This window comes from Pseudomonas lijiangensis, assembly GCF_018968705.1.
Taxonomy (GTDB): Bacteria; Pseudomonadota; Gammaproteobacteria; order Pseudomonadales; family Pseudomonadaceae; genus Aquipseudomonas; species Aquipseudomonas lijiangensis.
The window spans coordinates 42423-68186 of sequence record NZ_CP076668.1 but is presented as its reverse complement, the minus strand read 5'-3'; the positions used below and the strand labels follow the sequence as shown (position 1 = coordinate 68186).

The window sequence follows — 25764 nt, the reverse complement described above, 5'->3', positions numbered from 1 at the left end:
GGCGGTTGCGCAGGATGCGCGCCGCCAGGCTTTGTTACGTCTGAAGAGATCCCGGAGAAGCATCATGGGTACTACAGAACTGAAATCCGTCTTACCACGGGAGCTCCTCGCTTCCGTGGTGGTGTTCCTGGTTGCCCTGCCACTGTGCATGGGGATTGCAATTGCTTCAGGCATGCCTCCGGCCAAGGGATTGATTACTGGCATCATCGGTGGTCTGGTGGTTGGCTGGATCGCGGGGTCGCCCTTGCAGGTCAGTGGCCCTGCCGCAGGTCTGGCCGTATTGGTATTCGAGCTGGTACGTGAGCATGGAATGGCCATGCTTGGCCCGATTCTTCTGCTGGCCGGCCTGCTTCAACTTCTGGCCGGACGCTTCAAGCTCGGCTGCTGGTTCCGGGTCACGGCACCGGCCGTTGTATACGGCATGCTGGCCGGCATTGGCGTGCTGATCGTCCTTTCACAAGTGCATGTGATGTTCGATAGCGGTCCTAAACCGTCCGGGCTGGATAATCTGGTGGCATTCCCTGCAACGCTGGTCCAGGCCATCGGACCGGGTTCGGCCATGCAGGCAGGCCTGCTGGGGCTGGGAACCATGCTGGTGATGTGGTCCTGGGAAAAAATCCGCCCACAGTCGCTGCGTTTCATTCCGGGAGCACTGCTGGGTGTCGGTCTTGCAACAGGCATCAGCCTCATCATGGCGCTGGATGTAAAGCGCGTAGAGGTTCCTGACAATCTGGCCGATGCCATCGACTGGCTGCGCCCTGCGGACCTCATGAACCTCACTGACCCGACGATCCTGATTGCCGCCATCGCCCTGGCCTTCATTGCCAGTGCCGAAACGCTGCTCTCGGCCGCTGCCGTCGACCGCATGCACAGCGGCACACGCTCTGACTTCGACAAGGAGTTGAGCGCACAAGGCGTAGGTAACATGCTGTGTGGTCTGGTGGGTGCCCTGCCCATGACCGGCGTTATCGTTCGCAGCTCGGCAAACGTTCAGGCAGGTGCAACGACCCGATTCTCGGCGATTTTCCACGGCCTGTGGCTGCTGGCTTTCGTACTGATTCTGTCGAGCGTACTGCAGAGCATTCCGGTAGCGAGTCTGGCGGGTGTGCTGGTGTACACGGGCCTCAAGCTGGTAGACCTGAAGGCATTTCGTGGCCTGGGCCGTTATGGACGCATGCCGATGTTCATCTACGCAGCCACGGCTTCGTCGATCATCTTCACTGACCTGCTGACCGGTGTACTGGTTGGTTTCGGTCTGACTCTGGTCAAGCTGGCACTCAAGGCTTCGCGCCTGAAGATCAGCCTGGTTCAACTGGAGGCCGAGGGTGAAATGGAATTGCGTCTGGTAGGTGCGGCGACTTTCCTCAAGGTTCCGGCACTGACCAAAGTACTGGGCAGCATTCCTCAAGGCAGCACCGTGCACGTACCTCTGAACAACCTGACCTATATCGATCACTCTTGCCTGGAATTGCTGGAAGAGTGGGGGCGCGCCAATGCCGCTCAGGGGACGAAACTGATGATTGAGTCACGGGGCCTGAAGCGTCGCCTGGAAGGGCGGGTGTATACGACAACCGGAATCGGAGCTGCTGCCAGGTAGCTCGCGTCAGCGGTGGGCGGCTTCGCGAAACAGCGGAGCGCCTGCCGACTAATCCTCTTTTGCCTGTAAAGGCATTACGATCAAGACCGATAGCATCAGGCCTGGGGACGATCAAGCTCCAGGCCGATGCCCAATTGGCGTGACAGGCATGGCCAGCGTTTCCAGGCGGCTTCTGTGTCAGCGCTGCCAAGGCGATCCCGATAGGTCTCGACCGATTCCAGCGCAAAACTCTCTTCATTGAGCAATTGGTCAACGGCATGATGCACCGCTTCATCGAGCTGGTTGGCAAACTCTTCGCCGATCAACTGATGGGCAATCACGCTGGCAACGACTGTATTCGACGGAATCAGCGGCTGGCCGAAATGCTTGATGTAGAGGTCATTCACCTCTTCCACCAGACGATGCGCCAGATACGCTTCATCCAGCAGGCTGTCGAGCCCTTCATGGCCGTCCATGATGGCTGGCGGGGTCGTGAAAAAGTGTTCGGCAATCTTCAGGACAGGTTTGATCTGTCCTTCGATACCCGCCTGAACTGCAACCTCATGAGCGGCGTCCAGCAGGTCCGGTACCAGTTCGATGTAGGCAGATACGAAGCGTGTCAGAACACCTTTTGCATCGACATCCGGTAGATCTATAGCGGGATGCAGATGAGGTAATTGGGTTTCCAGCTGTTTTAGCAATTGGCCTGTTTCGGCTTCGTGTTGATGTGCACGCTGAATCTGCTCGCGCAATGCGGCGGTGTTCATGAAGGCTCCTGAAGGCTTAAAACCAGGTAGTTATTAGGGGAAGTCATACGTTAGCCTGATTGGCTGAATCCCTAAGACGCATTTTTCATAACTAAGTAACATTTATGTGTATTGGTTATTAAAAGCCCTGTTTTGGCGCATTATCACGTTTTTTAAATCAGTCTTCATACATCTATATGAGTGGTAGTGGCCTCGCGTTGCGCACTTCGGGGCTATGTCTATACTCGGCTGTGAAGGACGTTGGCTGAGACCGCAACGCTGTAGACCTGGCTACCCTGGGCATGATGTCAGTGAATTCGCAAGCCGCTCCTTGGCCGCAGACCGAGTCTGTCGGATAACAAGAGCCTGGGGGGACCCCGCGATGAAGCGACGTCCATGCGTCTGGATGGGCTTTGCGTTGTGGCTGATATCTGTTCAGGTGCATGCAGCCTGGACAACGAATATGTCGCCTGGCGCTTCTGTCGTCAGCAACGCGGTATTCGATCTGCACATGACCATTTTCTGGATCTGTGTGGTGATCGGTCTGGTGGTGTTCGCCGCCATGTTCTGGTCGATGCTCATGCATCGACGCTCCCTTGGGCAGAAAGCCGCCCACTTCCACGAAAACACCACCGTCGAGATTCTCTGGACCCTCGTCCCCTTCCTGATTCTGGTCGCCATGGCGATCCCCGCGACCCGCACCCTGATCAGCATGTATGACGCCACCGAATCGGATGTGGATATCCAGATCACCGGCTATCAATGGAAGTGGCACTACAAATACCTGGGGCAGGATGTGGAGTTCTTCAGCAACCTGGCGACCTCCACCGACCAGATCCAGAATCGCGATACCAAGGGCGAACATTACCTGCTGGAAGTCGATCAGCCACTGGTGCTGCCGGTTGGCGAGAAGATCCGCTTTCTGGTGACGGGAGCCGACGTGATCCACTCCTGGTGGGTGCCGGCTTTCGCGGTCAAGCGCGACGCGATTCCAGGGTTCGTCAATGAAGCCTGGACCCGCATCGAAAAGCCCGGCATCTACCGCGGCCAATGCACCGAGCTGTGCGGCAAGGACCATGCCTTCATGCCCATCGTGGTAGAAGCCAAGTCCACGGCGGATTACCAGGCCTGGCTGGCCGAGCGCAAGGAAGAAGGCGCCCGGCTCAAGGAACTGACCGACAAGAACTGGACCCGGGAAGAACTCATCGCCCATGGCGACAAGGTCTATCACACCGTCTGTGCTGCCTGTCACCAGCCTGAAGGGCAGGGCATGCCGCCTCTGTTCCCGGCGCTCAAGGGTTCGCCGATCGCCACCGGCCCCCTCGAAGGGCATCTGAACATCGTGTTCAACGGCAAGCCCGGAACCTCCATGGCAGCCTTCGGCAAACAGCTTTCAGAAGTGGATATCGCAGCGGTCGTGACCTACGAGCGCAATGCGTGGGGTAACGACAAGGGCGACATGCTGAGCCCCAAAGATGTGCTGGCCCTCAAGCAGTCACAGCAATGAGCGCGCAGGAGACTGAAACATGAGTGCAGTGATCGATGACCATGGCGGAACAGGCCACGACCATGCCCACGGCCCCGCCAAGGGCCTGATGCGCTGGGTGCTGACCACCAACCACAAGGACATCGGCACGATGTACCTGTGGTTCAGTTTCACCATGTTCCTGCTGGGCGGCTCGTTCGCCATGGTGATTCGCGCCGAACTGTTCCAGCCGGGCCTGCAGATCGTCGAGCCGGCCTTTTTCAATCAGATGACCACCATGCATGGCCTGGTCATGGTCTTCGGGGCGGTGATGCCCGCCTTCGTCGGCCTGGCCAACTGGATGATTCCACTGATGATCGGTGCACCGGACATGGCCTTGCCGCGCCTGAACAACTTCAGCTTCTGGTTGTTGCCTGCTGCTTTCCTGTTATTGGTTTCAACACTCTTCCATCCGGGCGGCGGACCCAACTTTGGATGGACTTTCTATGCGCCTCTTTCGACAACTTACGCACCCGAAAGCGTGACGTTTTTTATTCTCGCTATTCATATGATGGGTATCAGCTCAATTATGGGCGCCATTAATGTAGTCGCGACCATTCTCAATCTTCGGGCCCCGGGCATGACTCTGATGAAGATGCCGCTGTTCGTCTGGACCTGGCTGATCACGGCGTTTCTGCTGATCGCGGTCATGCCGGTGCTGGCCGGCTGCGTGACCATGATGCTGATGGATATCCATTTCGGGACCAGCTTCTTCAATGCTGCAGGGGGCGGTGATCCACTGTTGTTCCAGCATGTGTTCTGGTTTTTCGGCCACCCCGAGGTGTACATCATGATCCTGCCGGCTTTCGGGGCGGTCAGCTCGATCATTCCCGCGTTCTCGCGCAAGCCGTTGTTCGGCTATACCTCAATGGTCTACGCCGTGGCGAGCATCGCCTTTCTGTCGTTCATCGTGTGGGCGCACCACATGTTCGTGGTGGGCATTCCTCTGGTGGGCGAGCTGTTCTTCATGTATGCAACGATGCTTATCGCCGTACCGACGGGGGTCAAGGTGTTCAACTGGGTCAGTACCATGTGGCAGGGTTCGTTGACGTTCGAGACGCCCATGCTGTTCGCCGTGGCGTTCGTGATCCTGTTTTCCATTGGCGGATTTTCGGGGCTGATGCTGTCCATCGCGCCCGCCGACTTCCAGTATCAGGACACCTACTTCGTGGTGGCGCACTTCCACTATGTACTGGTGCCGGGGGCGATCTTCGGCATTTTTGCCTCGGCCTATTACTGGCTGCCCAAGTGGACAGGGCACATGTATGACGAAACCCTGGGCAAGCTGCATTTCTGGCTGTCCTTCATCGGCATGAACCTGGCGTTCTTCCCGATGCACTTTCTTGGCCTGGCGGGCATGCCGCGCCGCATCCCGGACTACAACCTGCAATTCGCGGACTTCAACATGGTGTCGTCCATCGGGGCTTTCACCTTTGGGGCGACGCAAGTGTTCTTCCTGTTCATCGTGATCAAGACCATTCGCGGCGGCCCGCCTGCGCCAGCCAAGCCCTGGGATGGCGCGGACGGGCTGGAGTGGACGCTGCCGTCGCCCGCGCCTTATCACACCTTCAGCACACCGCCCGAAGTGAAGTGAGTACCGACATGAGCAACGTGCATTCGATCAAAGGCCTCGTCACTCGCCTGCTGCTGATAGTGGTGGTGATGTTTGCCTTTGGTTTCGCTCTGGTGCCCCTGTATGACGTGATGTGCAGGGCATTTGGCATCAATGGCAAGACCGGCGGGCAATATCAGGGCTCTCAGGTGATTGATCAGCAGCGGCGGGTGCGCGTGCAGTTCATCTCCACCAATGCGGTGGACATGGTCTGGGCGTTTCACCCTCGCAACGATGAAGTCGAAGTCCACCCCGGTGCGGTCAACGAAATGATCTTCATCGCTCGCAACCCCACCGACAAGGCGATGACGGCCCAGGCAGTGCCCAGCATTTCCCCCGGTCAGGCGGCAGCCTATTTCCACAAGACCGAGTGCTTCTGCTTTACCCAGCAGATGCTGCAACCGGGAGAACAGATCGAAATGCCGGTCCGTTTCATCGTTGACCGCGACCTGCCCAAGGAAGTGAAACACCTGACTCTGGCTTACACGCTGTTCGATATCACTGCACGCCAGCCGCCCGTTCTGCCTGTCGTGAAAAACGGTGGCTGAAGGAGACGCTCAAATGGCTACGCCCCATGAGCATTATTACGTTCCGGCGCAAAGCAAATGGCCCATCATTGCCACGCTGGCCCTGCTGGTCACGATGTTCGGCCTGGGCACCTGGTTCAACGACCTGAAGGCAGGACGGCCCGAATCCAATGGACCGCTGATCTTTTTCGTGGGCGGTCTGCTGGTGGCCTACATGATGGCTGGCTGGTTCGGTGCGGTCGTCAAGGAAGCACGGGCCGGCATGTACAGCGCGCAGATGGACCGCTCGTTTCGCTGGGGCATGGTCTGGTTCATCTTTTCCGAAGTGATGTTTTTCATGGCCTTCTTCGGCGTGCTGTTTTACGTGCGGGTCTGGACCGGCCCGTGGCTGGGCGGAGAGGGCTCCAACGGCATCTCGAACATGCTGTGGCCGAACTTTCAGTTCCAGTGGCCGCTGCTGGAAAACCCTGACCCGAAACTGTTTCCGCCGCCCAAGGGCGTCATCGATCCGTGGCATTTGCCGCTGATCAATACCATTTTGCTGGTCAGCTCCAGCGTGACCATTACCTTTGCCCACCACGCCTTGAAAAAGGCCCATCGTGGCGCACTCAAAGGCTGGCTGGCCGTCACCGTACTGCTGGGCTGCAGTTTTCTGATCCTGCAAGCTGAAGAGTACGTCCATGCCTACCAAGAGCTTGGCCTGACTCTGGGCTCCGGGATCTATGGCGCGACCTTTTTCATGCTGACCGGGTTTCACGGCGCCCACGTCACCATCGGCACGATCATTCTGTTTGTGATGCTGATGCGGATTCTGCGCGGGCATTTCGATGCCGAGCATCAGTTCGGTTTCGAGGCTGCGAGCTGGTACTGGCACTTCGTTGATGTGGTGTGGGTCGGCCTGTTCACCTTTGTGTATGTCTTGTGAGGCCGTTACCAGCTCACATGTGACACCAGCTGACCGCTGTAGAAACCCCAGGTGATCAGCGCCAGGGTGAGAGCGGCGAGAATGACCCGCAGGGCCAGGACCTTGAGCAGCCGGGTCGACTGGTTGTCGTCCTTGATCAGAAAGAACAGGCCACTGAACAGGCAGGTGATGGTGGCCGCCAACATAAGAACAATCGCTGCTTTGAGCATGAGAAAACTCCAGGAGCAATCGCCATGATGCAATGGAGTATAGGCACGGCCCTGATGCCGGAACGGGCGACGGGATGAACCGCTTGATCCGGCGTTCGGGACCTGTGCTGCTGATTCTGGCGGTGCTGCCGCTGCTGCTCATGCTCGGTTTCTGGCAATTGAACCGGGCCGAAGAGAAGCGCGTGATTCTCGCTCATCACGCCGAACGCCAGGCGGCCGAACCCGTCGATATCGCCCGCCTGCTGGATGCCGAAGACCCCGCCTACAGGCGCGTGCACTTGCAGGGACGTTTCGATGCAGCCCACAGCCTGCTGCTCGATAACAGCACCCGTGACGGCAAGGCCGGTGTCGAATTGCTCCAGCCCTTCCAGGACCAGCCCAGCGGGTTATGGCTGTGGATAAATCGTGGCTGGCTGCCCTGGCCGGACCGGCGCATGCCGCCAGCATTCACCACCCCCAGCCAGCCGCAGGATCTGACGGCCTGGGTCCATGTCCCTCTGGGCGAAAGCTTTCATCTGCAAGCCGATGCGCTGAGCGATTCGTGGCCGAAACTGGTGACCGCCGTCACGCCACAAACACTCTGGGCTGCGCTGGATCGCCGGGGCTATCCAAACGAATTGCGGCTTGAGCCGGGCAGTGCGGCGTATCGCGTTGACTGGCCGGTGGTGGCGATCGATCCGCAAAAACATGTGGGCTATGCCGTGCAGTGGTTTGCCCTGGCCACGGCCTTGCTCGGTCTGAGTCTGTATTGGGGCTGGCGCAACAGGAAAACGGAGGAAGAGCCCCATGGGAGCAACCATGAACCCCGTCGGCGCACCTGACTCTCGCAAGCGAAGACGAGGACGTCTGCAACTGCTGGTCCTGGTGCTGGTGGCTGTCGGCCCCATGATTCTGGCCACCAGCATGTACCGCTTCAACTTCTGGGTGCCGGACAGTCGCAGTTATCACGGCCAGTTGATCGGCAACGGCCTGAGCCGCACCGATCTGGGTGTCCAGGCCGATGAGCCGCGCTGGCAATTGCTGGTCAGCGCGCCGGGGCAGTGCAATGCCGACTGCCAGCAACTGGTGTATCTGGCGCGGCAGATCCAGATCGGCCTGGGTCGCGATGCCACACGGGCCAGCCATGCCCTGGCCACGAATGCACCGCTCAGTGACGAGTATGCCGAGACGCTTCGCCTGGACTATCCACAACTGCAGCGCTATCCGCTGGATGTTGTCCGCTACCGGAAACTGGCGCCCGACGATGCGCCGCAGCTGTGGATCGTCGACCCACACGGCAACCTTGTGCTGCGCTATGACGCCAGGGTCAACGGCAAGGACCTGCTGATCGACCTGCGCCAACTCCTGAAACTGTCGAACATCGGATAAAGGGAGGTCGTCATGACCCGACCCGGATTTCGTATCGCCTTGCTTGCCACGCTGCTGGCGTTGTTCGTGGTGCTACTCGGTGCTTATACACGGCTCACCCATGCCGGCCTGGGTTGTCCTGACTGGCCGGGCTGTTACGGATTCATCGGCGTGCCCGCCACCGAGCGGCAACTGGCTCATGCGCAACTGCACTTTCCAGACGCTCCGGTGCATGCAGGAAAAGGCTGGAGCGAGATGACGCATCGCTATTTCGCGGGCGGGCTGACCCTGACGATTCTGTGGCTGGCCATAAAAGCCTGGCAGCGTCGCCATCTGGCCGGGCAACCGCTGAAACTGCCTTTGCTGCTGGTGGCCGTGGTCTTTGTTCAGGCGGCTTTCGGCATGTGGACCGTGACCCTCAAACTCTGGCCGCAAGTGGTCACGGCGCATCTGCTGGGAGGCGTGGCCACCTTGAGTCTGCTGTTCCTGCTGACACTGCGCCTGAGTGGTGCCTTCGCGCCATTGCCACACGTGCCCACGCGCCTGAAACGCCTGGCGGCGCTGGGGCTGGGGCTGGTCACGCTACAGATCGCCCTGGGCGGCTGGGTCAGTGCCAATTATGCAGCGCTGGCCTGCACCGACCTGCCCACCTGCCAAGGGCAATGGTGGCCGGAAACGGACTTCGCCAACGGTTTCCACCTGACCCAGCACATCGGCCCCGATTATCTGGGCGGCAAACTCGACAACGAAGCGCGCACCGCAATTCATCTGACCCATCGCTTCGGCGCACTGCTGGTGACCTGCGCACTGCTGACCCTGGCCTGGCAGCTCAAACGCGCCGGGCTCAAGGGGCTGGCAAAACTGCTGGTGCTGACCCTCGGGATACAGATCGGCCTGGGGTTCGGCAATGTGCTGCTGAACCTGCACCTGCCCGTTGCGATGGCTCACAACGCGGGAGGCGCGGGTTTGCTGCTGACCCTGACACTGATCAATTTTCGTACACGTGCAGCCCTCGGCAGCGAACGGCGCAACCCTGAGCGAGCCCGTCTGGCGGCCTCATGGGCCAATGTGCTGTCGGCGAAGAAGGACACACTGCCATGAGTGTATTGAGTCAGGAACGTCAGGCGCTATGGCGTGATTACCTGGAGCTGACCAAACCCAAAGTCGTGACGCTGATGTTGATGACCTCGCTGGTCGGCATGCTGCTGTCCAGCCACAACAGCGTGCCCTGGACGATTCTGGTGTTCGGCAATCTGGGCATCGGGTTGTGCGCGGGGAGTGCCGCCGTTATCAACCATGTGGTGGACCGGCATATCGATGCGCTGATGGCTCGCACTCATAACCGACCGATTGCCCAGGGACGGATTGCGCCGGAAAACGCCCTGGTTCTGGCCTTGCTGCTGACACTGCTCGGGCAGTTTCTGCTGCTGGCATTCACCAATCCGCTGACCGCCTGGCTGACCCTGGCGTCGCTGATGGGCTACGCCGTGATTTACACCGGCTTTCTGAAACGGGCCACGCCGCAGAACATCGTCATCGGCGGGCTGGCCGGCGCTTCGCCGCCCTTGCTGGGCTGGGTGGCCGTGACCGGACAGGTGAGTGCCGAGCCTCTGTTGCTGGTGCTGATCATCTTCGCCTGGACCCCGCCACACTTCTGGGCGCTGGCCATCCATCGCAAGGCCGAATATGCCAGGGCGAGTATCCCGATGCTGCCGATCACCCATGGCGAGCACTACACCAAAGTGCATATCGTGCTGTACACCTGCATCCTGTTCGCGGTCAGTCTGCTGCCCTATGCGATTCACATGAGCGGCCCGGCGTATCTGATTTGTGCATCACTGCTGGGTTTGCGCTTCCTGCACTGGAGCCGTGTGCTGTACCGTGGCACTCGACCGCACGCGGCAATCGGCACCTTCAAGTACTCTGTCCATTACTTGTTCCTGCTGTTCGTTGCCCTGCTCGCAGATCACTACCTACTGTTGAAACCATGACTCGAACCCAGAAAACCGTATTCATCCTTGTCGCCATCGTGGCCTTGATCCTGGGCCTGACCTTCAACCGCGTGCTGTCGGGCAAAGGAGCGGGCGATCAGACAGCGCTGATCGATGCGGGCATCATCCTGCTGCCGCAAAGCCGTAACCTGCCCGACCTGAAGATGATCGACCAGAACGGTGAGCCCGTTGCCATCAACCAGTTGAAGGACAAATGGACGGTGCTGTTCTTCGGCTACACCTTCTGCCCGGACATCTGCCCGACCACTCTGGCGCAGATCCGTCAGATCAAGAGCGAGCTACCCAAGGACGTGGTCGGCAACTTGCGCGTGGTGCTGATCAGCGTTGACCCGAACCGCGACACGCCGCAGCAGCTAAAGCAATACCTGGGTTATTTCGACAAGGAATTCGTCGGGCTGACCGCCTCGATGGCGGATCTTCAGAAACTGGCCAATGCAGTGAGCATCCCGTTCATCCCTGCCGATACCAGCAAGCCGAACTACACCGTCGACCACAGCGGGAACCTGGCACTGCTGGGGCCGGACGGCACTCAGCGCGGGTTCATTCGTGCACCGTTGAGCAGCCAGAAGCTGGTGGTGCAATTGCCAGGGTTGTTGCAGCGACACTAACCCCACCCTTTGAGGTGGAATTTGTGGGAGGCAGCTTGCTGGCGAAGAGTCGCCAGCAAGCTGCCTCTCATCAAACATAACGCAACATCATGAATTGCAAGGTTAATGTAGATACCGTCTTGATCAGCCCCTTGCAATACCGGATGTAAGGGGCGTCTTTTACACAGCCATCGCATATTTAGGATCGTATGGCTTGCCTGACTTGATCACGCCATACACCAGGTGCAAGAGCTTACGCATGGCTGCGCAGATGATCTGTTGGGGCGCTTTGCCTCGCGCCTTGAGCCTATCGCTTTGAGCCTTAATCACGGCGTTATGGCGGGAGGCCACAATGCCGGGCATATACAGGCTTTTACGCAGTCTGGCGGACCCGGTTTTGGAGATGGGCGTCGGCCCTGTGTATTCACCTGATTGGTCAGGTACCGGGTTAAGGCCGGCAAATGCCACAATGGCACGAGCCCCTTTGTACTTAAGTGGATCCCCAAGCTCTGCCAGCAGAGAGGCCGCACTTGTGTCACCCAGACCGTCGATTGATACGATCAAATCACGCTTGCCGCGCAGATCGGGATCGTCATCAATGTGCTGACGAATCTTTTTTCTGGTGTGTTCGATCTGCTCGTCAAGGGAGTCGATGAGCGACCGTATGGAGTGCTGAACGCTGACGTCGCAAACTTCCAGGCGATTGGCTTCCATCTGCCGCATTTCCTGCAAGTCCTCCAGTCGGCGTACCAGCGCCCGTAAACGCCGCTGTGACGGAGGTTCCGGTGTCCACTCTCGCAGTTTGTGAGTTCGCTCAGAACCGTACCGGGCAATGAGCTTGGCGTCTGCCTTGTCCGTCTTGACTCGCCGCAGATCCTCTTTGCCATAGGCATGAATGATGGCTGGATTGAGCACTGCGACCTTGAATCCTCTGGCGTAGAGAAATTCAGCCAAGGCTTCGTAGTAGATGCCCGTTGCTTCCATGACGACCCAGCAGGCTTTCTCTGCATGCGTTTCCAGCCACTGCTCGAACTGATTGAAACCAGCCTCCGTATTGGCCAGCTTGGCTTTGGTACGAAATTTTTGGTTGCCCTGGAGCAGAGCGATATCAAAGGTTTTCTTAGCGCAATCGACGCCGACAGCTACAGGCATATGGGCTCCTTGATCAGTTGGGTGATGATCGAGCTGCACTCTGTCCAGCCTTGCAATTCAATACGTGCTCACGTCACTGACGGGCACCAGATACCGTTCGGACTTGCTGAGTGAGGGTGGAGGGCCAGAGCTCAATCTACGTATTGCAGGCTCTGGGCCTTAGGAGCGCGACAGCTTCTTGGCCCTCCCTCGATGATCAGTCGAGAACTATCGACACCAGAAATGTCGATAGTTGCCATACAAGGAGCGCGCTTGCCCGCGACCGAGTGCGAAGCGCTCGCAAATTTACGACTGCTACGCAGCCGGTCGTCGGAGTGCCGCCCAGGGCAAGCGCGCTCCTACCTGTTTGCTGCGCGACAGCGCGGCGGGCGGCGGGTGATCTCCCACAGGGTTCCGGTTTTAGAACGCCGGAACCACAGCGCCTTTGTACTTCTCGACGAGGAACGCTTTCACTTCCGGGGTGTTCAGCGCAGCAGCCAGTTTCTTGATGGCGTCCGAATCCTTGTTGTCCGGGCGGGCAACCAGAATGTTGGCGTAAGGCGACTCGGCACCTTCGATCACCAGCGCATCCTTGGTTGGATCGAGCTTGGCACCCAGCGCATAGTTGGTGTTGATCAGCGCCAGATCCACCTGGGTCAGCACGCGCGGCAGGGTGGCGGCTTCCAGCTCACGGAACTTCAGGTTCTTCGGGTTGCTGGCAACGTCTTTAGGCGTGGCCAGGATGCTGCTCGGGTCCTTGAGGGTGATCAGACCAGCCTTGGCCAGCAACAGGAAGGCACGGCCTTCGTTGGTAGCATCGTTTGGCAGTGCGACGGTGGCACCGCTTGGCAGGTCTTCCAGTTTCTTGTACTTGTCCGAGTAGGCACCGAAGGGCTCTACGTGAACCTTGGCAACGGTGACCAGGTTGGTGCCCTTGCCCTTGTTGAACTCATCCAGGTACGGCTGGTGCTGGAAGAAGTTGGCGTCCAGGCGCTTTTCGGCAACCTGCACGTTCGGCTGGATGTAGTCGGTGAAGACCTTGATTTTCAGGTCCACGCCTTCCTTGGCCAGTGTTGGCTTGATGAATTCCAGAATCTCGGCCTGCGGGACAGCAGTCGCGGCGATGCTCAGGGTTTCGTTGGCCTGTGCGGACAATGCTGTAACGGCGGCAAATACGGCCAATAGTTTTTTCATGCAACAGCTCCTTTTATGAGGCCCGCACCAAGCAGGCCCAACCAACAAATTCGGTTAACGATGGGTGAAGTGCGCGACCAGCTTGTCGCCGACGGTTTGCAGAATCTGCACCAGCACCAGCAACAATACGACCGTCACGAACATCACGTCGTTCTGGAAGCGCTGATAACCGTAGCGGATCGCCAGGTCACCCAGCCCGCCAGCACCCACGGCACCCGCCATGGCAGTGAAGGACACCAGCGCAATGGCAGTCACGGTAATGGCAGCCAGAATGCCGGGACGCGCCTCGGGCAGCAGCGCCTTGAGGATGATCTGCCGGGTCGTGGCGCCCATGGCCTGGGTCGCTTCGATGATGCCTTTGTCCACTTCACGCAAGGCGGTTTCCACCAGACGGGCAAAGAACGGCGTGGCACCGGCAATCAGCGGCGGCAGCGTACCGAGAATGCCCAGCGACGTGCCGGTGATGATCTCGGTCAGCGGCATCATCACGATCAGCAGGATGATGAAGGGCAGGGCGCGCAGCATGTTGACGATCAACCCGACCGTCGCATACAGCTGCTTGTGTTCCAGCAACTGGCGCGGCGAGGTCAGGAACATCAGCACGCCCAGAGGCAGGCCCAACAGGATGGTGAAACCCAGCGAGACACTGAGCATGATCAGGGTATCGCCCGTGGCGACCCAGATTTCATACCAGTCGACGTTGGAAAACAGATTCAGGAAAGCGTCCATCAGCGCAGCACCTCCATATGAACGTCAGCGGCGGTGAAGCGGGTGAAGGCGGCCTCCATGTCGCCGCCAGTGATGGCCAGCGTCAGTTGCCCGTAAGGTGTGTCCTTGATGCGGTCGATACGGCCCGCCAGGATGCTGTAGTCCACGCCGGTTTCCCGGGCGACGGTGCCCAGCAGCGGCGCGTAAGTGGCATCGCCCTGGAAGGTCAGGCGCACGATGCGGCCCTGCACATGGGCAAAGTCGTCACGCTGCTCGTTCTCGTCGACCTGCTCATCCTCCTGGACGAAGCGCTTGGTGGTCGGATGCTGCGGGTGCAGGAACACATCGGCCACATTGCCCTGTTCGACGATCACACCGGCGTCCATCACGGCCACCTGATCGCAGACACGGCGGATCACGTCCATTTCATGGGTGATGAGCACGATGGTCAGTTTCAACTCGCGATTGATCTCGGCCAGCAACTGCAACACCGACGCAGTGGTCTGCGGGTCCAGGGCGCTGGTGGCTTCATCGCACAGCAGGATCTTGGGCTTGGTCGCCAGGGCGCGGGCAATGCCGACGCGCTGCTTCTGCCCGCCAGACAGTTGCGCCGGGTACTTTCTGGCATGGTCGGACAGACCGACACGCTCCAGCAGCTCGGCCACTCGCTGATCGATCTGGTCGCGGGACATAGTGCCCGCCAGTGTCAGCGGCATGGCCACGTTGTCGGCAACGGTCTTGGAGGACAGCAGGTTGAAATGCTGGAAAATCATCCCGACCTGCTGACGGAAACGCCGAAGGCCGTTGGCGTCCAGTGCCGTGACATCTTCGCCGTCGACCACTATCTGCCCGCCACTCGGGGTTTCAAGGCGGTTGATCAGGCGCAGCAAAGTACTTTTGCCGGCGCCGGAATGGCCGATCAGGCCGTATACCTGGCCGTCTTCGACACGCAGGCTGGTGGGATGCAGGGCCGGAATATCCTTGCCTGCAACCCGATAGGTTTTATGGACGTTATGAAACTCGATCACGGAGCGAACCTTGTGGGGGCGCGTTAAAAAATCAGCGCAGTGACAAGAAAGTCACTTGCTTCGTTACCTCGGCGGGGTAAGCCGGGCGCGCATTTTAGCCTGTCCGCAAAGCACTGCTTAGCATTTATTTGCCAGCATCCATGTTGAATTGGCATAACGCGACCGGTGGTGCTACTGACCGGAAAATTTACTGAACGGCACTTTGCCAGACAGGTCACTCCTTTAACACCGTGATTCCCGTGGCTTGCCAAGGGAACTGGATCAAAGAGCCCGACATGAAGTCAGGGCCAGGGAATGAGGAGACGCACCCGATGTCTAGCCCGAAAAAGCCGCCAGTCAGCGATACACCCAAAAGCGAACTGGCAGGAACAGACACCCTTGATCGAGGCAATACCAACGAGAAACTGGAAAGCCTCGAACCGTTTCGCTCCGATGCAACGCAACAGGCACTGCGCACCAATCAGGGCGTCAGGATCGCCGATAACCAGAACACGCTGAAAACCGGCAGCCGGGGTCCTTCGTTGCTTGAAGACTTCATCATGCGCGAGAAGATCACTCACTTTGACCATGAGCGCATCCCGGAACGTATCGTTCATGCACGGGGTACTGCGGCGCATGGTTACTTCCAGAGCTACGACGATCACGCCACCTTGAGCAAGGCCGGCTTCCTTCGCGACCCGGGCAAGAAAACCCCGGTGTTCGTGCGCTTCTCCACCGTGCAAGGGCCACGGGGATCGGGCGACACGGTGCGGGATGTTCGCGGTTTTGCGGTGAAGTTCTACACCGATGAAGGCAATTTCGACCTGGTTGGCAACAACATGCCGGTTTTTTTCATTCAGGATGCCATCAAGTTTCCGGACTTCGTGCATGCCGTGAAGCCAGAACCGCACAACGAAATCCCAACCGGTGGTTCGGCTCACGACACCTTCTGGGACTTTGTATCGCTGGTGCCGGAATCGGCGCACATGGTGCTGTGGACCATGTCCGACCGCGCCATTCCGAAAAGCCTGCGCACCATGCAGGGTTTCGGTGTCCACACCTTTCGCCTGATCAATACCGAAGGCAAATCGACCTTCGTGAAGTTTCACTGGAAACCCAAATACGGCGTCTGCTCGCTGGTCTGGGATGAAGCCCAGAAGCTGGCAGGCAAGGACACCGACTTCCATCGCCGGGACCTGTGGGAATCCATTGAAATGGGCGACTACCCCGAGTGGGAGCTTGGCGTACAGATTGTTGCCGAAGAAGATGAACATAACTTCGACTTCGATCTGCTGGACCCCACCAAGATCATTCCAGAAGAGCTGGTGCCGGTGACGCCCCTGGGCAAGATGGTGCTCAACCGCAACCCGGACAACTTCTTTGCCGAAACCGAGCAGGTCGCGTTCTGCCCGGGTCATATCGTGCCGGGCATCGACTTCTCCAATGACCCGCTGCTGCAAGGCCGACTGTTCTCCTACACCGACACCCAGATCAGCCGCCTGGGCGGGCCGAACTTCCACGAGATCCCGATCAACCGGCCGGTCGCGCCCAACCATAACGGGCAGCGCGATGCGCAACATCGCACGACGATCCACAAGGGCCGCACGTCCTACGAGCCGAACTCCATCGATGGTGGCTGGCCGAAGGAAACCCCTGTCGCGGCAGAGGACGGTGGTTTCGAGTCGTACCCGGAACGCATCGATGCGCACAAGATACGCGAGCGCAGCGAGTCCTTTGGCGATCACTTCTCCCAGGCCACGCTGTTCTTCCAGAGCATGAGCAAGCACGAGAAAGAACACATCATCTCGGCTTACAGCTTCGAGCTGGGCAAGGTGGAACGTGAATATATCCGGGCACGGACAGTGAACGAGATTCTGGCCAACATCGATCTTGAGCTGGCCGGTCGCGTTGCACAGAACCTCGGCCTGCCTGCGCCAAAAGCCGGGACAGTGCCTGCCAGAGCTTCGTCTATCAAGCAGTCGCCAGCATTGAGCCAAGCCAATCTGCTCTCGGGCGACATTGCTTCGCGCAAGGTCGCCATTCTGGTAGCCAATGGCGTGGACGCAAAAGCCGTCGAGGCCTTGAAAGCGGCTCTGCAGGCCGAAGGTGCCCACGGCAAAGTGCTGGGGCCGACTTCGGCGCCTGTGGTCACAGCCGACGGCAAGAGCCTGGCAGTGGATGCTTCGATGGAGGGTCTGCCTTCAGTGGCGTTCGATGCGGTATTCATCCCGGGCGGCAAGGACTCGATAAAAGCCTTGAGCACTGACGGGGTTGCCTTGCATTTCGTGCTGGAAGCCTACAAACACCTCAAGGCTATCGCGCTGGCTGGCGATGCGAAGACGTTGCAGGATCTGCTGCATCTGGATCAGGACGCCGGATTGCTGGTGGTGACGGGCAGCTCATACGATGCTTTCTTCAAGGCGATTGCCCAGCATCGGGTGTGGGATCGAGAGCCGAAAGCCAAGGCTGTACCTGCCTGATTGAGGTTCAGCCAGTGGGAGCGAATCGGGCGGCGCTCCGCTCATTCGCGAGACGCCCGTACATCCTCAAGAACGTCTCGCGGATGAATCCGCTCCCACAGAAAAAGCATCTCAGGCTTGCAGGAGTACTGGCGCGCCGCTTATTCGCGAACAGGCTTGGCCGGGGTCAAAACAATCTGCGCTGACTCATTGCGCTCGATCTGACGGCGCAACTCCAGCTCAAAGTCAGGATTGATCTTGACCACCCGCTTGGTCAGCAGAGTCGCCAGCCATGGGTAATCGTCGGTGCGGGGAACCTGCAACAGGACTTCGCAATTGAATGCCACTGTATCGGAGGCAATCGCATCCAGTTGGCGACGCAATTGCGGCATGTCACCGATTTTCAAATCGATGGTGGTGCTTTCGGCGTCCGGGTCGATCAGCTTCGCAACGCGCCTGGCTTCAGCAGCGCGCAATTCAGCTTCGGCTTTTTCCAGCTCTGCCTTGCGGGCATGAGCAATGGCGCCATTGACCCCGCTGGTCAGCGCCGGTGCCTTGGGCATCAGCGCACGAGCACGGCTCAATGCCGCAGCAGCGGCATTCATGTCGCCTTTCTGCAGGCCTATCTGGCTGCGGCTCAGATAGGCTTCAGCCAGTCTGCGCTGAAAGGGCTCCAGACGGATGTCAGTAGGTGCTGCAGCCTGCAGGGTCGCCAATTGCTCTTCGGCCGTCGCCAATTCATTGCTGGTAATGCTTTGCTCCAGCTGAGCGAACCCGTCTGGCTGAGCTTCGGCCACAGGCGTTTCAACAGTCGGGGCACTCTGGCAGGCACCCAACAGGATGGAAAATGCGAAAAGCAGCAGATAACGGGAGGCGAGAGGCTTCATTCCTGCGATTCTCTAAGTTGCGCAAAAAACGAGCAAGTCTACACCGCTCGCTTGGGGAGAACAAAGCTGAGCAAGAACAGAGCCGCAGCGGATACCACAATAGACGGTCCGGCCGGGGTGTCCTTGAACCATGACAACGATAGCCCAATACACACAGCCGTCACGCCAATAAGGCTTGCGCCCAGTGCCATTTGTTCCGGAGAGCGGGCGTGACGTTGTGCCGCAGCCGCGGGAATGATCAACAGCGAGGTAATCAGCAGAACCCCGACGATTTTCATCGCGACGGCAATCACCACGGCAATCAGCAGCATCAACGTCATGCGCAACGAGGCCACCGGCAGGCCTTCGACCTTGGCCAGCTCTTCATGCACCGTCACCGCCAGCAACGGTCGCCACAGGCAGACGATCAGCACCAGAACCAGTGCGCTGCCGCCCAGAATCCAGGCCAGGTCCGTCGGGCTGATCGCCAACAGGTCACCGAACAGGTAGGCCATCAGGTCGATACGCACTTCATGCATGAAGCTCAGGACCACCAGCCCAAGGGACAAGGTACTCGGCGCGAGAATCCCCAGCAGTGTGTCCGAAGCCAGGGGCTGACGCTGTTGCAGCGTGACCAGCAGGACCGCCAGCAGCAGACAGCCCACCGTCACGGCAATCGTCGGGCTGACATCCAGCAGAAAGCCCAGTGCCACACCCAGCAGGGCTGCGTGGGAAAGGGTGTCGCCAAAATACGCCATTCGCCGCCAGACCACGAAAGACCCCAAGGGGCCCGCGACCACTGCCAGGGACAAGCCTGCGAGCAAGGCGTAAAGAAGAAAATCAGCCATGCTTGCAGTTGTCTCCATGGACATGGGTGTGGATAGGGGATGCGGGCGTAGCGTCGCCACTCACGACTTCACCATGCAGGTCATGGGCATGGTCGTGATGGTGGTGATAGATCGCCAGGCTTTGCGCGTTCTTGCCGAACAGTTCGACGAACGCCGGATCGTTGCTGACCTGCTCCGGGTGGCCGGAACAACAGACATGACGGTTCAGGCACACCACTTGGTCGGTGGTGCTCATCACCAGATGCAGGTCATGGGAAACCATCAGCACGCCGCAACCGTGACGGTCCCGCAAACGGGTAATCAGGCTGTAAAGCTCGGCCTGACCGGCCACGTCGACACCCTGCACCGGTTCGTCGAGGACCAGCAGCTCAGGTTCGCGCAACAAGGCACGGGCCAGCAGGACGCGCTGCATCTCACCGCCGGAAATCCCCTGAAGCGGGCTGTCGATGACCTTTTCTGCACCGACTTCCTGCAACGCAGCCAGCGCCGCCGAACGATCAACGCCCGGTACCAGCCGCAGAAAGCGCAGCACCGAGAGCGGCAGGGTCTGGTCCACATGCAGCTTTTGCGGCATGTAACCGACCCGCAGGCCAGGCTTGCGCCAGACCGTCCCGGCATCGGGCTTGAGCAGCCCCAGCACGGCACGCACCAGCGTCGTCTTGCCTGCGCCGTTGGGGCCGATCAGGGTAACGATTTCGCCAGGGCTGACATTCAACTGGATGTTGTGCAGCACGTTTTGCCCGGCGAGCGTGACAGCGACCTGCTCCAGGCGAATCAACGCATTACTCATCAGGCAGCCTTGCAGCCGGAACAGATGCCGACGATTTCTACGGTCTGGCCTTCAACCTGAAAACCGACTTCTTTGGCAGCATTGACCACGGCATCGCTGATGGAAGCGTGCTGCAGTTCAATGGCGGCATGGCACTCGCGGCAGATCAGGAACTGGCCCTGATGCGCATGAGTCGGGTGGTTGCAGCCGGTAAAGGCGTTGAGCGAGGCAATGCGATGCACCAGGCCGTTTTCCAGAAGGAAATCCAGCGCCCGGTAAACGGTAGGCGGCGCTGCGCGGCGACCGTCCTCATCGCTCAGTACGGCAAGGATGTCGTAGGCACCCAGCGGCTTGTGACTTTGCCAGACCAGCTCCAGCACGCGACGACGCAGCGTCGTCAGGCGCAGACCTTTGCTGGCGCACAGCGCATCGGCTTCTGTGAGCGCGGAATGCACGCAATGTGAGTGATCATGAGGACGGCTGGCCAGCGGTGTAATAGGCATGAGCGGCGACGATATTTGCTAGAGACGTTATTATGTTACCCGTTCCTGTCTTATATGAGTGGCTCAAGTGCGCCGTCTTTTTAACCTTTTTGTCGTTTTGTCGGCCAGTTGGCTGGCTGCCGCCCCCGCCCAGGCCGAGGTTCGGGTCCTGACCAGCATCAAGCCATTGCAGCTGATTGCGGCTGCCGTACAGGATGGTGTGGGTACACCCGAAGTACTTTTGCCGCCCGGCGCATCGCCGCATCATTATGCCTTGCGTCCATCCGACGTACGGCGTGTGAACGAGGTCGAACTGCTCTACTGGATCGGCCCGGACATGGAAAGCTTCCTGCCGCGCGTCATTCAGGGCCGCAAACTGCCAGCGGTTGCCGTGCAAAGTTTGCCCGGCATGCATTTGCGTCATTTCGAGGCTGACAATGCTTCACATGACGATCACGATCATGACCATGGCGTAGAAGAGCACGACCATGATCACCGTCCCGGCAGCCTGGACTCGCACCTGTGGCTGTCCTCAGTCAACGCACGAGTGATTGCCGCGAAGATGGCTGCCGACCTTTCGGCCGCCGACCCGGACAACGCCCCTCGCTACAAGAGCAACGCCGAAGCCTTCGCCAAGCGTCTGGATGCTCTGGATACCCGGATCAAGAGCCGCGTCAGCGCTGTGGCGGGCAAGCCGTACTTCGTCTTCCACGAAGCCTTCGACTACTTCGAAGAAGCTTACGGGCTCAAGCACACCGGCGTATTCAGCGTCGCAGCCGAAATCCAGCCAGGTGCCCAACATGTCGCCGCCATGCGCGAGCGCTTGAAGGAAGTGGGCAAGACCTGCGTATTCAGCGAACCACCCCTGCGCCCTCGTCTGGCCGAAACCCTGACAGCGGGCCTGCCGGTGAAACTGGCCGAACTCGATGCCCTCGGCGGCTACACACCCGCCACCGCTCAGGGGTACGAGCAGGTGCTGCAGAAACTGGGTGATGATCTGGCGGGGTGCCTGGAAAGCTTGTAGCGCCACCGGCTTGGTAGTGGGAGGCAGCTTGCTGGCGACAGTCGCCAGCAAGCTGCCTCCCACAAGCGTTTACAAGGCAAACGGCAACGGCAGGTGAACGTCCTGGCGCTGTGCCAGGCGCTTTTCGAACTCTGCCGGGTCATGGATCAGCACGTCTTGTCCGGCAAAGGATTCGGCCGCGATCAGGCGGGAGAGCCAGAAGCGTACGCAACCTATGCGCAGCATGGTTGCCCAGAGTTTCGTTTCAGCCGACGTGAACGGCCGCAAGGCGGCGTAGGCGCCCAGCAGGGCTCTGGCGCGTACCGGGTCGATCTGGCCGTCTTCATGGGAGCACCAGTCGTTCAGCGCAATGGCCAGGTCATACAGCATCGGGCCGGAGCAGGCGTTGTAGAAGTCGATCAGCCCGGTCAGGTGCGTGCCTTCAAACAGGGCGTTGTCGCGGAACAGGTCGGCGTGCAGGTTGGCCCGAGGCAGCGCCATGATCTGCGGCTTGAGCGCTTCGATCTCCTGCAAAGCCTTTTCCAGCAGTGTTCTCTGTGGCTCGCCCAGGTGCGAAAGGAAGTTCGTACCCTCGCTGAGCATCCAGTCCAGGCCGCGATCGGTCTTGCGCTCCAGTACATTGCCGCGCGTCGCCAGATGCAGGTTGCCGAGCAACTCGCCGATCTGCACGCAATGCTGGGTGTTGGGTTCGCTGATGTGCTTGCCCGGCAGCCGCGGCTGCAGGAGCGCCGGTTTTTCTGCCAGTTCGCGCAAGGCCTGGCCGTCGGTGGTCCGCAAGGCGTAAGGCACCGGTAAGTCAGCGTCGTGCAGCACATCCAGCAGTTCGATGAAGAACGGCAGATCCTGAATCGGACCACGCTCGACGAGGGTCAGGACGAACTCGCCCTGCTCCAGGCTGATGAAGTAATTGGTGTTTTCACTCCCTGCGGCAATGCCTTGAAAGTCGAGCAAACGGCCGAGCCCGTAGGGGGCAAGAAATGTTTCCAGCTCGGGCCGAGCCAGTGGGGTAAAAACGGACATATCAGGACTGCCAGCAAAGTAAGTGAATTTTAGGTGTTACCAGCTGAATATTTCCCATTGGGGGATCAGCATGTCCGGTTGGTCCGAACGGATGAAATTGGGACTCGTACCATCAGCGCGCACAAGAAAATAAGGTTTTCCGTTCTTGGGCGTGATCTTCACAGCATAAAGAAACCCGTTCTGGCGGTATTCCTGGATGGTCTTGTCACCGTCGGTGCGGATGGTAACGTCTGGAGCGTCCGCAGGAGAATCCTCGGCTGCAATCACCAGGGGACAAAATACCAACAACCCAGCCAACAACAGTCGATTTGCCGTGCGCATGATAACCTTGTCCCTTTGTCGTCAATGGTCCTCGCATTCTAGCGCCGACCCCGCCGAAAAGGTTGATTCTGCTCATGAGCCAAGCGCCCCTCGTCCTGGTGGACGGTTCTTCTTACCTGTACCGCGCCTTCCATGCGCTGCCACCTCTCACCACGTCCAAAGGTTTGCCGACAGGGGCCGTAAAGGGCGTGCTGAACATGCTCAAGAGCCTGCGCCGGCAATACCCGAAAAGCCCGTTCGCGGTGGTTTTCGATGCCAAGGGCGGGACGTTCCGGGACGATCTGTTCGCCGAATACAAAGCCAACCGCCCAAGCATGCCGGACGATCTGCGCGTGCAGGTCGATCTGTTGCATGCCTGCGTCAAAGGGCTGGGGTACCCGCTGTTGTGCGTGGAAGGTGTCGAGGCTGACGACGTCATCGGCACCCTGGCGCGCAGTAGCGCGGCGGCGGATCGCCCGGTGATCATCTCCACCGGCGACAAGGACATGGCGCAACTGGTCGACGGCCACATTACGCTGGTCAACACCATGACCGGTAGCGTGCTGGATGTCCCTGGCGTTAAAGAGAAATTCGGCGTCGGTCCTGAGCACATCATCGATTATCTGGCCCTGATGGGCGATAAAGTCGACAACATCCCCGGCGTTCCCGGCGTGGGCGAGAAAACGGCCGTGGGCCTGCTGGTGGGTGTCGGCGGCGGTTTGAAAGAGCTGTATGAAAACCTCGACCTGGTCGCGGGCATGGCCTTCCGGGGAGCCAAGACCATGGCGCCCAAGCTCGAAGAACATCGCGACATGGCGTTTCTGTCCTATGAGCTGGCGACCATCAAGGTCGATGTGCCGCTGGACATCACTCTGGACGAGTTGCAGGTCGGCGAGCCGGATCTGGAAAAGCTCACCGAGCTTTATACCGAGCTTGAATTCAAGAGCTGGCTCGAGGATCTGCAGCGGCAAGCCAAGCGCGCCGGCGTGGAAATCGTCAAGGAAGAAGTCGCCTCCGAAATCGAGCTGCACTACGAAACCGTCCTCGATCAGGCCCGCTTCGACGTCTGGCTGGAAGAACTGCGCACCGCCAGCCTGATCGCCTTCGATACCGAAGCCACCGGCCTGGATGCCCAGCAGGCGCAACTGGTCGGCCTCTCGTTCGCCGTCAAAGTCGGTGAAGCCGCCTACATCCCGCTGACCCATTCCTACATGGGCGTGCCGGACCAACTGGACCGCGACACCGTGCTGCTGGCCCTCAAGCCGCTGCTGGAAGACCCGGCCATCCTGAAGGTCGGGCAAAACGCCAAGTTCGACATGAACATCCTGGCCAACTGTGCCATCGGCGGCGATCAGGAAAACGGCATTACCGTGCGAGGCGTTGCCTTCGACACCATGCTGGAATCCTACGTGCTGAATTCCGTAGCCACTGCCCACAACATGGACAGCCTGGCGCTGAAGTATCTCGGTCACCAGACCACCAGCTTTGAAGACATTGCCGGTAAAGGCAAAAAGCAACTGACATTCGATCAGATAGCTCTGGAGCAGGCCGGCCCTTACGCGGCTGAAGATGCAGATATCACCCTGCGTCTGCACCAGACGCTTTTTGCAAAGCTAGAAGCCGAGCCTGAGCTGTCTCGCGTTCTGACCGAAATCGAAATGCCGCTGGTGCCTGTACTGGCGAAGATCGAACGCGAAGGCGCGAAAGTGGATGCCAATCTGCTCGGTATTCAAAGTGTCGAGCTGGGCAACACCATGGTCGAACTGGAGCGTCAGGCTTTTGTTCTGGCAGGCGAGGAGTTCAACCTGGGCTCCCCGACCCAGCTCGGGAAAATCCTTTATGAAAAACTGAACCTGCCGATTCTGGGCAAAACGCCCACGGGCAAGCCTTCGACTTCGGAAGATGTGCTGGTCAAGCTGGCCGAGCAAGGCCATGAGCTTCCCACCTTGCTGTTGCAGTACCGCTCGATCAGCAAGCTGAAAAGCACCTACACCGACAGCCTGCCAGGGCAGATCAACCCGAGGACCGGTCGCGTTCACACGTCCTATAACCAGGCGGGCGCCGCAACGGGACGGTTCTCTTCCAGCGAACCCAACCTGCAGAACATCCCGGTGCGCACCGCGGAAGGGCGCAGGATTCGTCAGGCGTTCATTGCCCAGCCGGGTTACAAACTGCTGGCAGCGGACTACTCGCAGATCGAGTTGCGGATCATGGCGCACCTGGCCAGCGACGAAGGGCTGCTGGATGCCTTCCGCAATGGCCTGGACGTACACCGTGCGACGGCGGCCGAGGTATTCGGCGTCGAGCTGGATGAGGTCACCAGCGATCAGCGCCGCAGCGCCAAGGCCATCAACTTCGGACTTATCTATGGGATGGGTGCATCAGGCCTGGCCCGGCAGATCGGCGTCGATGGCAAGCAGGCCAAGGCGTATATCGAGCGTTACTTCGCTCGTTACCCGGGCGTTCGGGAATACATGGAGCGCACTCGCGAGAAGGCCAAGGAGCAAGGCTATGTCGAAACCTTCTTCGGGCGCCGGCTCTACCTTCCGGACATCAACTCCGACAACGGCATGAAACGCGCCGGGGCCGAGCGCACGGCGATCAACGCGCCGATGCAGGGCACCGCCGCCGACATCATCAAGAAGGCCATGGTTGCAGTGAACAACTGGCTGGAAGAGTCGCGTCTCGACGCACGCGTCATCCTGCAGGTTCACGACGAACTGGTACTGGAAGTGCGCGAGGATCTGGTCGAGCAGATCAGCGAGCAGATTCGCCCGCACATGAGCGGCGCTGCGCAACTGGCCGTGCCGTTGCTGGTTGAAGTGGGTGTGGGCAACAACTGGGACGAGGCGCACTGACCCCCTGACTACATGAACTTTTCGGCTGGCCG

25 protein-coding genes are annotated in these 25764 nt (G+C 59.4%); 13 read left to right on the top strand and 12 right to left on the bottom strand.

From position 1 onward, the window contains the following. The first annotated feature begins 64 nt into the window (after positions 1-64). Positions 65-1597, top strand: coding sequence for a SulP family inorganic anion transporter (locus KQP88_RS00305; protein WP_200994339.1), 1533 nt, complete (start codon positions 65-67; stop codon positions 1595-1597). Between the two features lie 95 nt (positions 1598-1692). Here the strand turns inward: KQP88_RS00305 and KQP88_RS00300 are convergent, their stop codons facing one another. Beyond that, positions 1693-2343 (bottom strand): hypothetical protein, encoded by a 651-nt coding sequence (locus KQP88_RS00300; RefSeq protein WP_198723549.1) that lies wholly within the window; start codon positions 2341-2343, stop codon positions 1693-1695. Between the two features lie 361 nt (positions 2344-2704). On the opposite strand from KQP88_RS00300, the gene coxB reads away from it, so the two are divergent. Genes coxB through KQP88_RS00280 form a run of 4 tightly spaced genes read left to right on the top strand, consistent with a single transcriptional unit; the run spans position 2705 to position 6911 of the window. Continuing rightward, on the top strand, positions 2705-3829 hold the full coding sequence (coxB, locus tag KQP88_RS00295; RefSeq protein ID WP_216704539.1) for a cytochrome c oxidase subunit II: 1125 nt from the start codon (positions 2705-2707) through the stop codon (positions 3827-3829). 19 nt (positions 3830-3848) lie between these two features. After that, positions 3849-5441, top strand: coding sequence for a cytochrome c oxidase subunit I (ctaD, locus tag KQP88_RS00290; protein ID WP_200994337.1), 1593 nt, complete (start codon positions 3849-3851; stop codon positions 5439-5441). An 8-nt stretch (positions 5442-5449) separates the two neighbouring features. Then, on the top strand, positions 5450-6007 hold the full coding sequence (locus tag KQP88_RS00285) for a cytochrome c oxidase assembly protein (RefSeq protein WP_216704538.1): 558 nt from the start codon (positions 5450-5452) through the stop codon (positions 6005-6007). A gap of 13 nt (positions 6008-6020) precedes the next feature. Further along, positions 6021-6911: a cytochrome c oxidase subunit 3 gene (locus KQP88_RS00280; protein WP_216704537.1), complete on the top strand. Its 891-nt coding sequence runs from the start codon at positions 6021-6023 to the stop codon at positions 6909-6911. A gap of 5 nt (positions 6912-6916) precedes the next feature. Here the strand turns inward: KQP88_RS00280 and KQP88_RS00275 are convergent, their stop codons facing one another. Next, positions 6917-7120, bottom strand: coding sequence for a twin transmembrane helix small protein (locus KQP88_RS00275; RefSeq protein WP_200994334.1), 204 nt, complete (start codon positions 7118-7120; stop codon positions 6917-6919). Positions 7121-7194: 74 nt separating this feature from the next. Between KQP88_RS00275 and KQP88_RS00270 the strand changes: the two genes are divergently transcribed. From KQP88_RS00270 to KQP88_RS00250, 5 genes are read left to right on the top strand one after another with little or no spacing between them, the layout of a single operon-like run. After that, entirely contained in the window at positions 7195-7941 is a 747-nt protein-coding gene (locus KQP88_RS00270) for an SURF1 family protein (protein WP_253950533.1), read from the top strand. Beyond that, entirely contained in the window at positions 7907-8488 is a 582-nt protein-coding gene (locus KQP88_RS00265) for a hypothetical protein (RefSeq protein WP_216704535.1), read from the top strand. Before KQP88_RS00270 ends, KQP88_RS00265 begins: the two co-directional genes overlap by 35 nt. Positions 8489-8500: 12 nt before the next feature. Next, positions 8501-9568, top strand: coding sequence for a COX15/CtaA family protein (locus tag KQP88_RS00260; RefSeq protein ID WP_216704534.1), 1068 nt, complete (start codon positions 8501-8503; stop codon positions 9566-9568). Next, entirely contained in the window at positions 9565-10458 is an 894-nt protein-coding gene (gene cyoE / locus KQP88_RS00255; RefSeq protein ID WP_216704533.1) for a heme o synthase, read from the top strand. The genes KQP88_RS00260 and cyoE overlap by 4 nt, the downstream gene beginning before the upstream one ends. After that, a complete protein-coding gene (locus KQP88_RS00250; RefSeq protein WP_216704532.1) occupies positions 10455-11087 on the top strand; it encodes an SCO family protein in 633 nt (210 codons plus the stop codon). The genes cyoE and KQP88_RS00250 overlap by 4 nt, the downstream gene beginning before the upstream one ends. Positions 11088-11246: 159 nt before the next feature. Here KQP88_RS00250 and KQP88_RS00245 read toward each other — a convergent pair whose 3' ends face one another. From KQP88_RS00245 to KQP88_RS00230, 4 genes are all read right to left on the bottom strand, one after another. After that, entirely contained in the window at positions 11247-12218 is a 972-nt protein-coding gene (locus KQP88_RS00245; protein WP_216704101.1) for an IS110 family RNA-guided transposase, read from the bottom strand. A gap of 399 nt (positions 12219-12617) precedes the next feature. Beyond that, entirely contained in the window at positions 12618-13391 is a 774-nt protein-coding gene (locus KQP88_RS00240) for a MetQ/NlpA family ABC transporter substrate-binding protein (protein WP_216704531.1), read from the bottom strand. Between the two features lie 54 nt (positions 13392-13445). Then, positions 13446-14120, bottom strand: a complete 675-nt coding sequence (locus KQP88_RS00235; RefSeq protein WP_025257817.1) for a methionine ABC transporter permease — start codon at positions 14118-14120, stop codon at positions 13446-13448. Beyond that, positions 14120-15127, bottom strand: coding sequence for a methionine ABC transporter ATP-binding protein (locus KQP88_RS00230; protein WP_216704530.1), 1008 nt, complete (start codon positions 15125-15127; stop codon positions 14120-14122). Before KQP88_RS00230 ends, KQP88_RS00235 begins: the two co-directional genes overlap by 1 nt. A 275-nt stretch (positions 15128-15402) precedes the next feature. On the opposite strand from KQP88_RS00230, the gene katE reads away from it, so the two are divergent. Next, positions 15403-17586 (top strand): catalase HPII, encoded by a 2184-nt coding sequence (gene katE, locus KQP88_RS00225; protein ID WP_216704529.1) that lies wholly within the window; start codon positions 15403-15405, stop codon positions 17584-17586. 140 nt (positions 17587-17726) lie between these two features. On the opposite strand, the gene KQP88_RS00220 is transcribed toward katE, so the two are convergent. From KQP88_RS00220 to KQP88_RS00205, 4 genes are read right to left on the bottom strand one after another with little or no spacing between them, the layout of a single operon-like run. Next, positions 17727-18452 (bottom strand): PA5502 family lipoprotein, encoded by a 726-nt coding sequence (locus KQP88_RS00220; RefSeq protein ID WP_198723569.1) that lies wholly within the window; start codon positions 18450-18452, stop codon positions 17727-17729. Positions 18453-18490: 38 nt separating this feature from the next. Then, a complete protein-coding gene (gene znuB / locus KQP88_RS00215) occupies positions 18491-19279 on the bottom strand; it encodes a zinc ABC transporter permease subunit ZnuB (RefSeq protein WP_198723570.1) in 789 nt (262 codons plus the stop codon). Further along, positions 19272-20069, bottom strand: a complete 798-nt coding sequence (znuC, locus tag KQP88_RS00210; protein ID WP_200994324.1) for a zinc ABC transporter ATP-binding protein ZnuC — start codon at positions 20067-20069, stop codon at positions 19272-19274. Before znuC ends, znuB begins: the two co-directional genes overlap by 8 nt. Next, on the bottom strand, positions 20069-20551 hold the full coding sequence (locus tag KQP88_RS00205) for a Fur family transcriptional regulator (RefSeq protein WP_117163896.1): 483 nt from the start codon (positions 20549-20551) through the stop codon (positions 20069-20071). The genes znuC and KQP88_RS00205 overlap by 1 nt, the downstream gene beginning before the upstream one ends. A gap of 67 nt (positions 20552-20618) precedes the next feature. Here KQP88_RS00205 and znuA point away from each other — a divergent pair, with 67 nt between their 5' ends. Continuing rightward, positions 20619-21554, top strand: coding sequence for a zinc ABC transporter substrate-binding protein ZnuA (znuA, locus tag KQP88_RS00200; RefSeq protein WP_216704528.1), 936 nt, complete (start codon positions 20619-20621; stop codon positions 21552-21554). A gap of 69 nt (positions 21555-21623) precedes the next feature. Here the strand turns inward: znuA and KQP88_RS00195 are convergent, their stop codons facing one another. Beyond that, complete coding sequence (locus tag KQP88_RS00195) at positions 21624-22574, bottom strand: homoserine kinase (RefSeq protein ID WP_216704527.1); 951 nt, start codon at positions 22572-22574, stop codon at positions 21624-21626. A gap of 36 nt (positions 22575-22610) precedes the next feature. Then, on the bottom strand, positions 22611-22895 hold the full coding sequence (locus tag KQP88_RS00190; RefSeq protein ID WP_025257808.1) for a DUF2782 domain-containing protein: 285 nt from the start codon (positions 22893-22895) through the stop codon (positions 22611-22613). Positions 22896-22969: 74 nt separating this feature from the next. Here KQP88_RS00190 and polA point away from each other — a divergent pair, with 74 nt between their 5' ends. After that, positions 22970-25732, top strand: coding sequence for a DNA polymerase I (gene polA, locus KQP88_RS00185; protein WP_216704526.1), 2763 nt, complete (start codon positions 22970-22972; stop codon positions 25730-25732). Positions 25733-25764: the final 32 nt, after the last annotated feature.

What these genes read in the sequence shown, in the direction of transcription:
- KQP88_RS00190 (WP_025257808.1), bottom strand. Translation starts at nt 22,895, where the DNA reads ATGCGCACGGCAAATCGACTGTTGTTGGCTGGGTTGTTGGTATTTTGT.
- KQP88_RS00235 (WP_025257817.1), bottom strand. Translation starts at nt 14,120, where the DNA reads ATGGACGCTTTCCTGAATCTGTTTTCCAACGTCGACTGGTATGAAATC.
- znuB (WP_198723570.1), bottom strand. Translation starts at nt 19,279, where the DNA reads ATGGCTGATTTTCTTCTTTACGCCTTGCTCGCAGGCTTGTCCCTGGCA.
- znuC (WP_200994324.1), bottom strand. Translation starts at nt 20,069, where the DNA reads ATGAGTAATGCGTTGATTCGCCTGGAGCAGGTCGCTGTCACGCTCGCC.
- KQP88_RS00220 (WP_198723569.1), bottom strand. Translation starts at nt 18,452, where the DNA reads ATGAAGCCTCTCGCCTCCCGTTATCTGCTGCTTTTCGCATTTTCCATC.
- polA (WP_216704526.1), top strand. Translation starts at nt 22,970, where the DNA reads ATGAGCCAAGCGCCCCTCGTCCTGGTGGACGGTTCTTCTTACCTGTAC.
- KQP88_RS00270 (WP_253950533.1), top strand. Translation starts at nt 7,195, where the DNA reads ATGAACCGCTTGATCCGGCGTTCGGGACCTGTGCTGCTGATTCTGGCG.
- KQP88_RS00195 (WP_216704527.1), bottom strand. Translation starts at nt 22,574, where the DNA reads ATGTCCGTTTTTACCCCACTGGCTCGGCCCGAGCTGGAAACATTTCTT.
- cyoE (WP_216704533.1), top strand. Translation starts at nt 9,565, where the DNA reads ATGAGTGTATTGAGTCAGGAACGTCAGGCGCTATGGCGTGATTACCTG.
- KQP88_RS00265 (WP_216704535.1), top strand. Translation starts at nt 7,907, where the DNA reads ATGGGAGCAACCATGAACCCCGTCGGCGCACCTGACTCTCGCAAGCGA.
- KQP88_RS00250 (WP_216704532.1), top strand. Translation starts at nt 10,455, where the DNA reads ATGACTCGAACCCAGAAAACCGTATTCATCCTTGTCGCCATCGTGGCC.
- coxB (WP_216704539.1), top strand. Translation starts at nt 2,705, where the DNA reads ATGAAGCGACGTCCATGCGTCTGGATGGGCTTTGCGTTGTGGCTGATA.
- katE (WP_216704529.1), top strand. Translation starts at nt 15,403, where the DNA reads ATGAAGTCAGGGCCAGGGAATGAGGAGACGCACCCGATGTCTAGCCCG.
- KQP88_RS00240 (WP_216704531.1), bottom strand. Translation starts at nt 13,391, where the DNA reads ATGAAAAAACTATTGGCCGTATTTGCCGCCGTTACAGCATTGTCCGCA.
- KQP88_RS00245 (WP_216704101.1), bottom strand. Translation starts at nt 12,218, where the DNA reads ATGCCTGTAGCTGTCGGCGTCGATTGCGCTAAGAAAACCTTTGATATC.
- KQP88_RS00275 (WP_200994334.1), bottom strand. Translation starts at nt 7,120, where the DNA reads ATGCTCAAAGCAGCGATTGTTCTTATGTTGGCGGCCACCATCACCTGC.
- KQP88_RS00300 (WP_198723549.1), bottom strand. Translation starts at nt 2,343, where the DNA reads ATGAACACCGCCGCATTGCGCGAGCAGATTCAGCGTGCACATCAACAC.
- KQP88_RS00205 (WP_117163896.1), bottom strand. Translation starts at nt 20,551, where the DNA reads ATGCCTATTACACCGCTGGCCAGCCGTCCTCATGATCACTCACATTGC.
- KQP88_RS00305 (WP_200994339.1), top strand. Translation starts at nt 65, where the DNA reads ATGGGTACTACAGAACTGAAATCCGTCTTACCACGGGAGCTCCTCGCT.
- KQP88_RS00260 (WP_216704534.1), top strand. Translation starts at nt 8,501, where the DNA reads ATGACCCGACCCGGATTTCGTATCGCCTTGCTTGCCACGCTGCTGGCG.
- ctaD (WP_200994337.1), top strand. Translation starts at nt 3,849, where the DNA reads ATGAGTGCAGTGATCGATGACCATGGCGGAACAGGCCACGACCATGCC.
- KQP88_RS00280 (WP_216704537.1), top strand. Translation starts at nt 6,021, where the DNA reads ATGGCTACGCCCCATGAGCATTATTACGTTCCGGCGCAAAGCAAATGG.
- KQP88_RS00285 (WP_216704538.1), top strand. Translation starts at nt 5,450, where the DNA reads ATGAGCAACGTGCATTCGATCAAAGGCCTCGTCACTCGCCTGCTGCTG.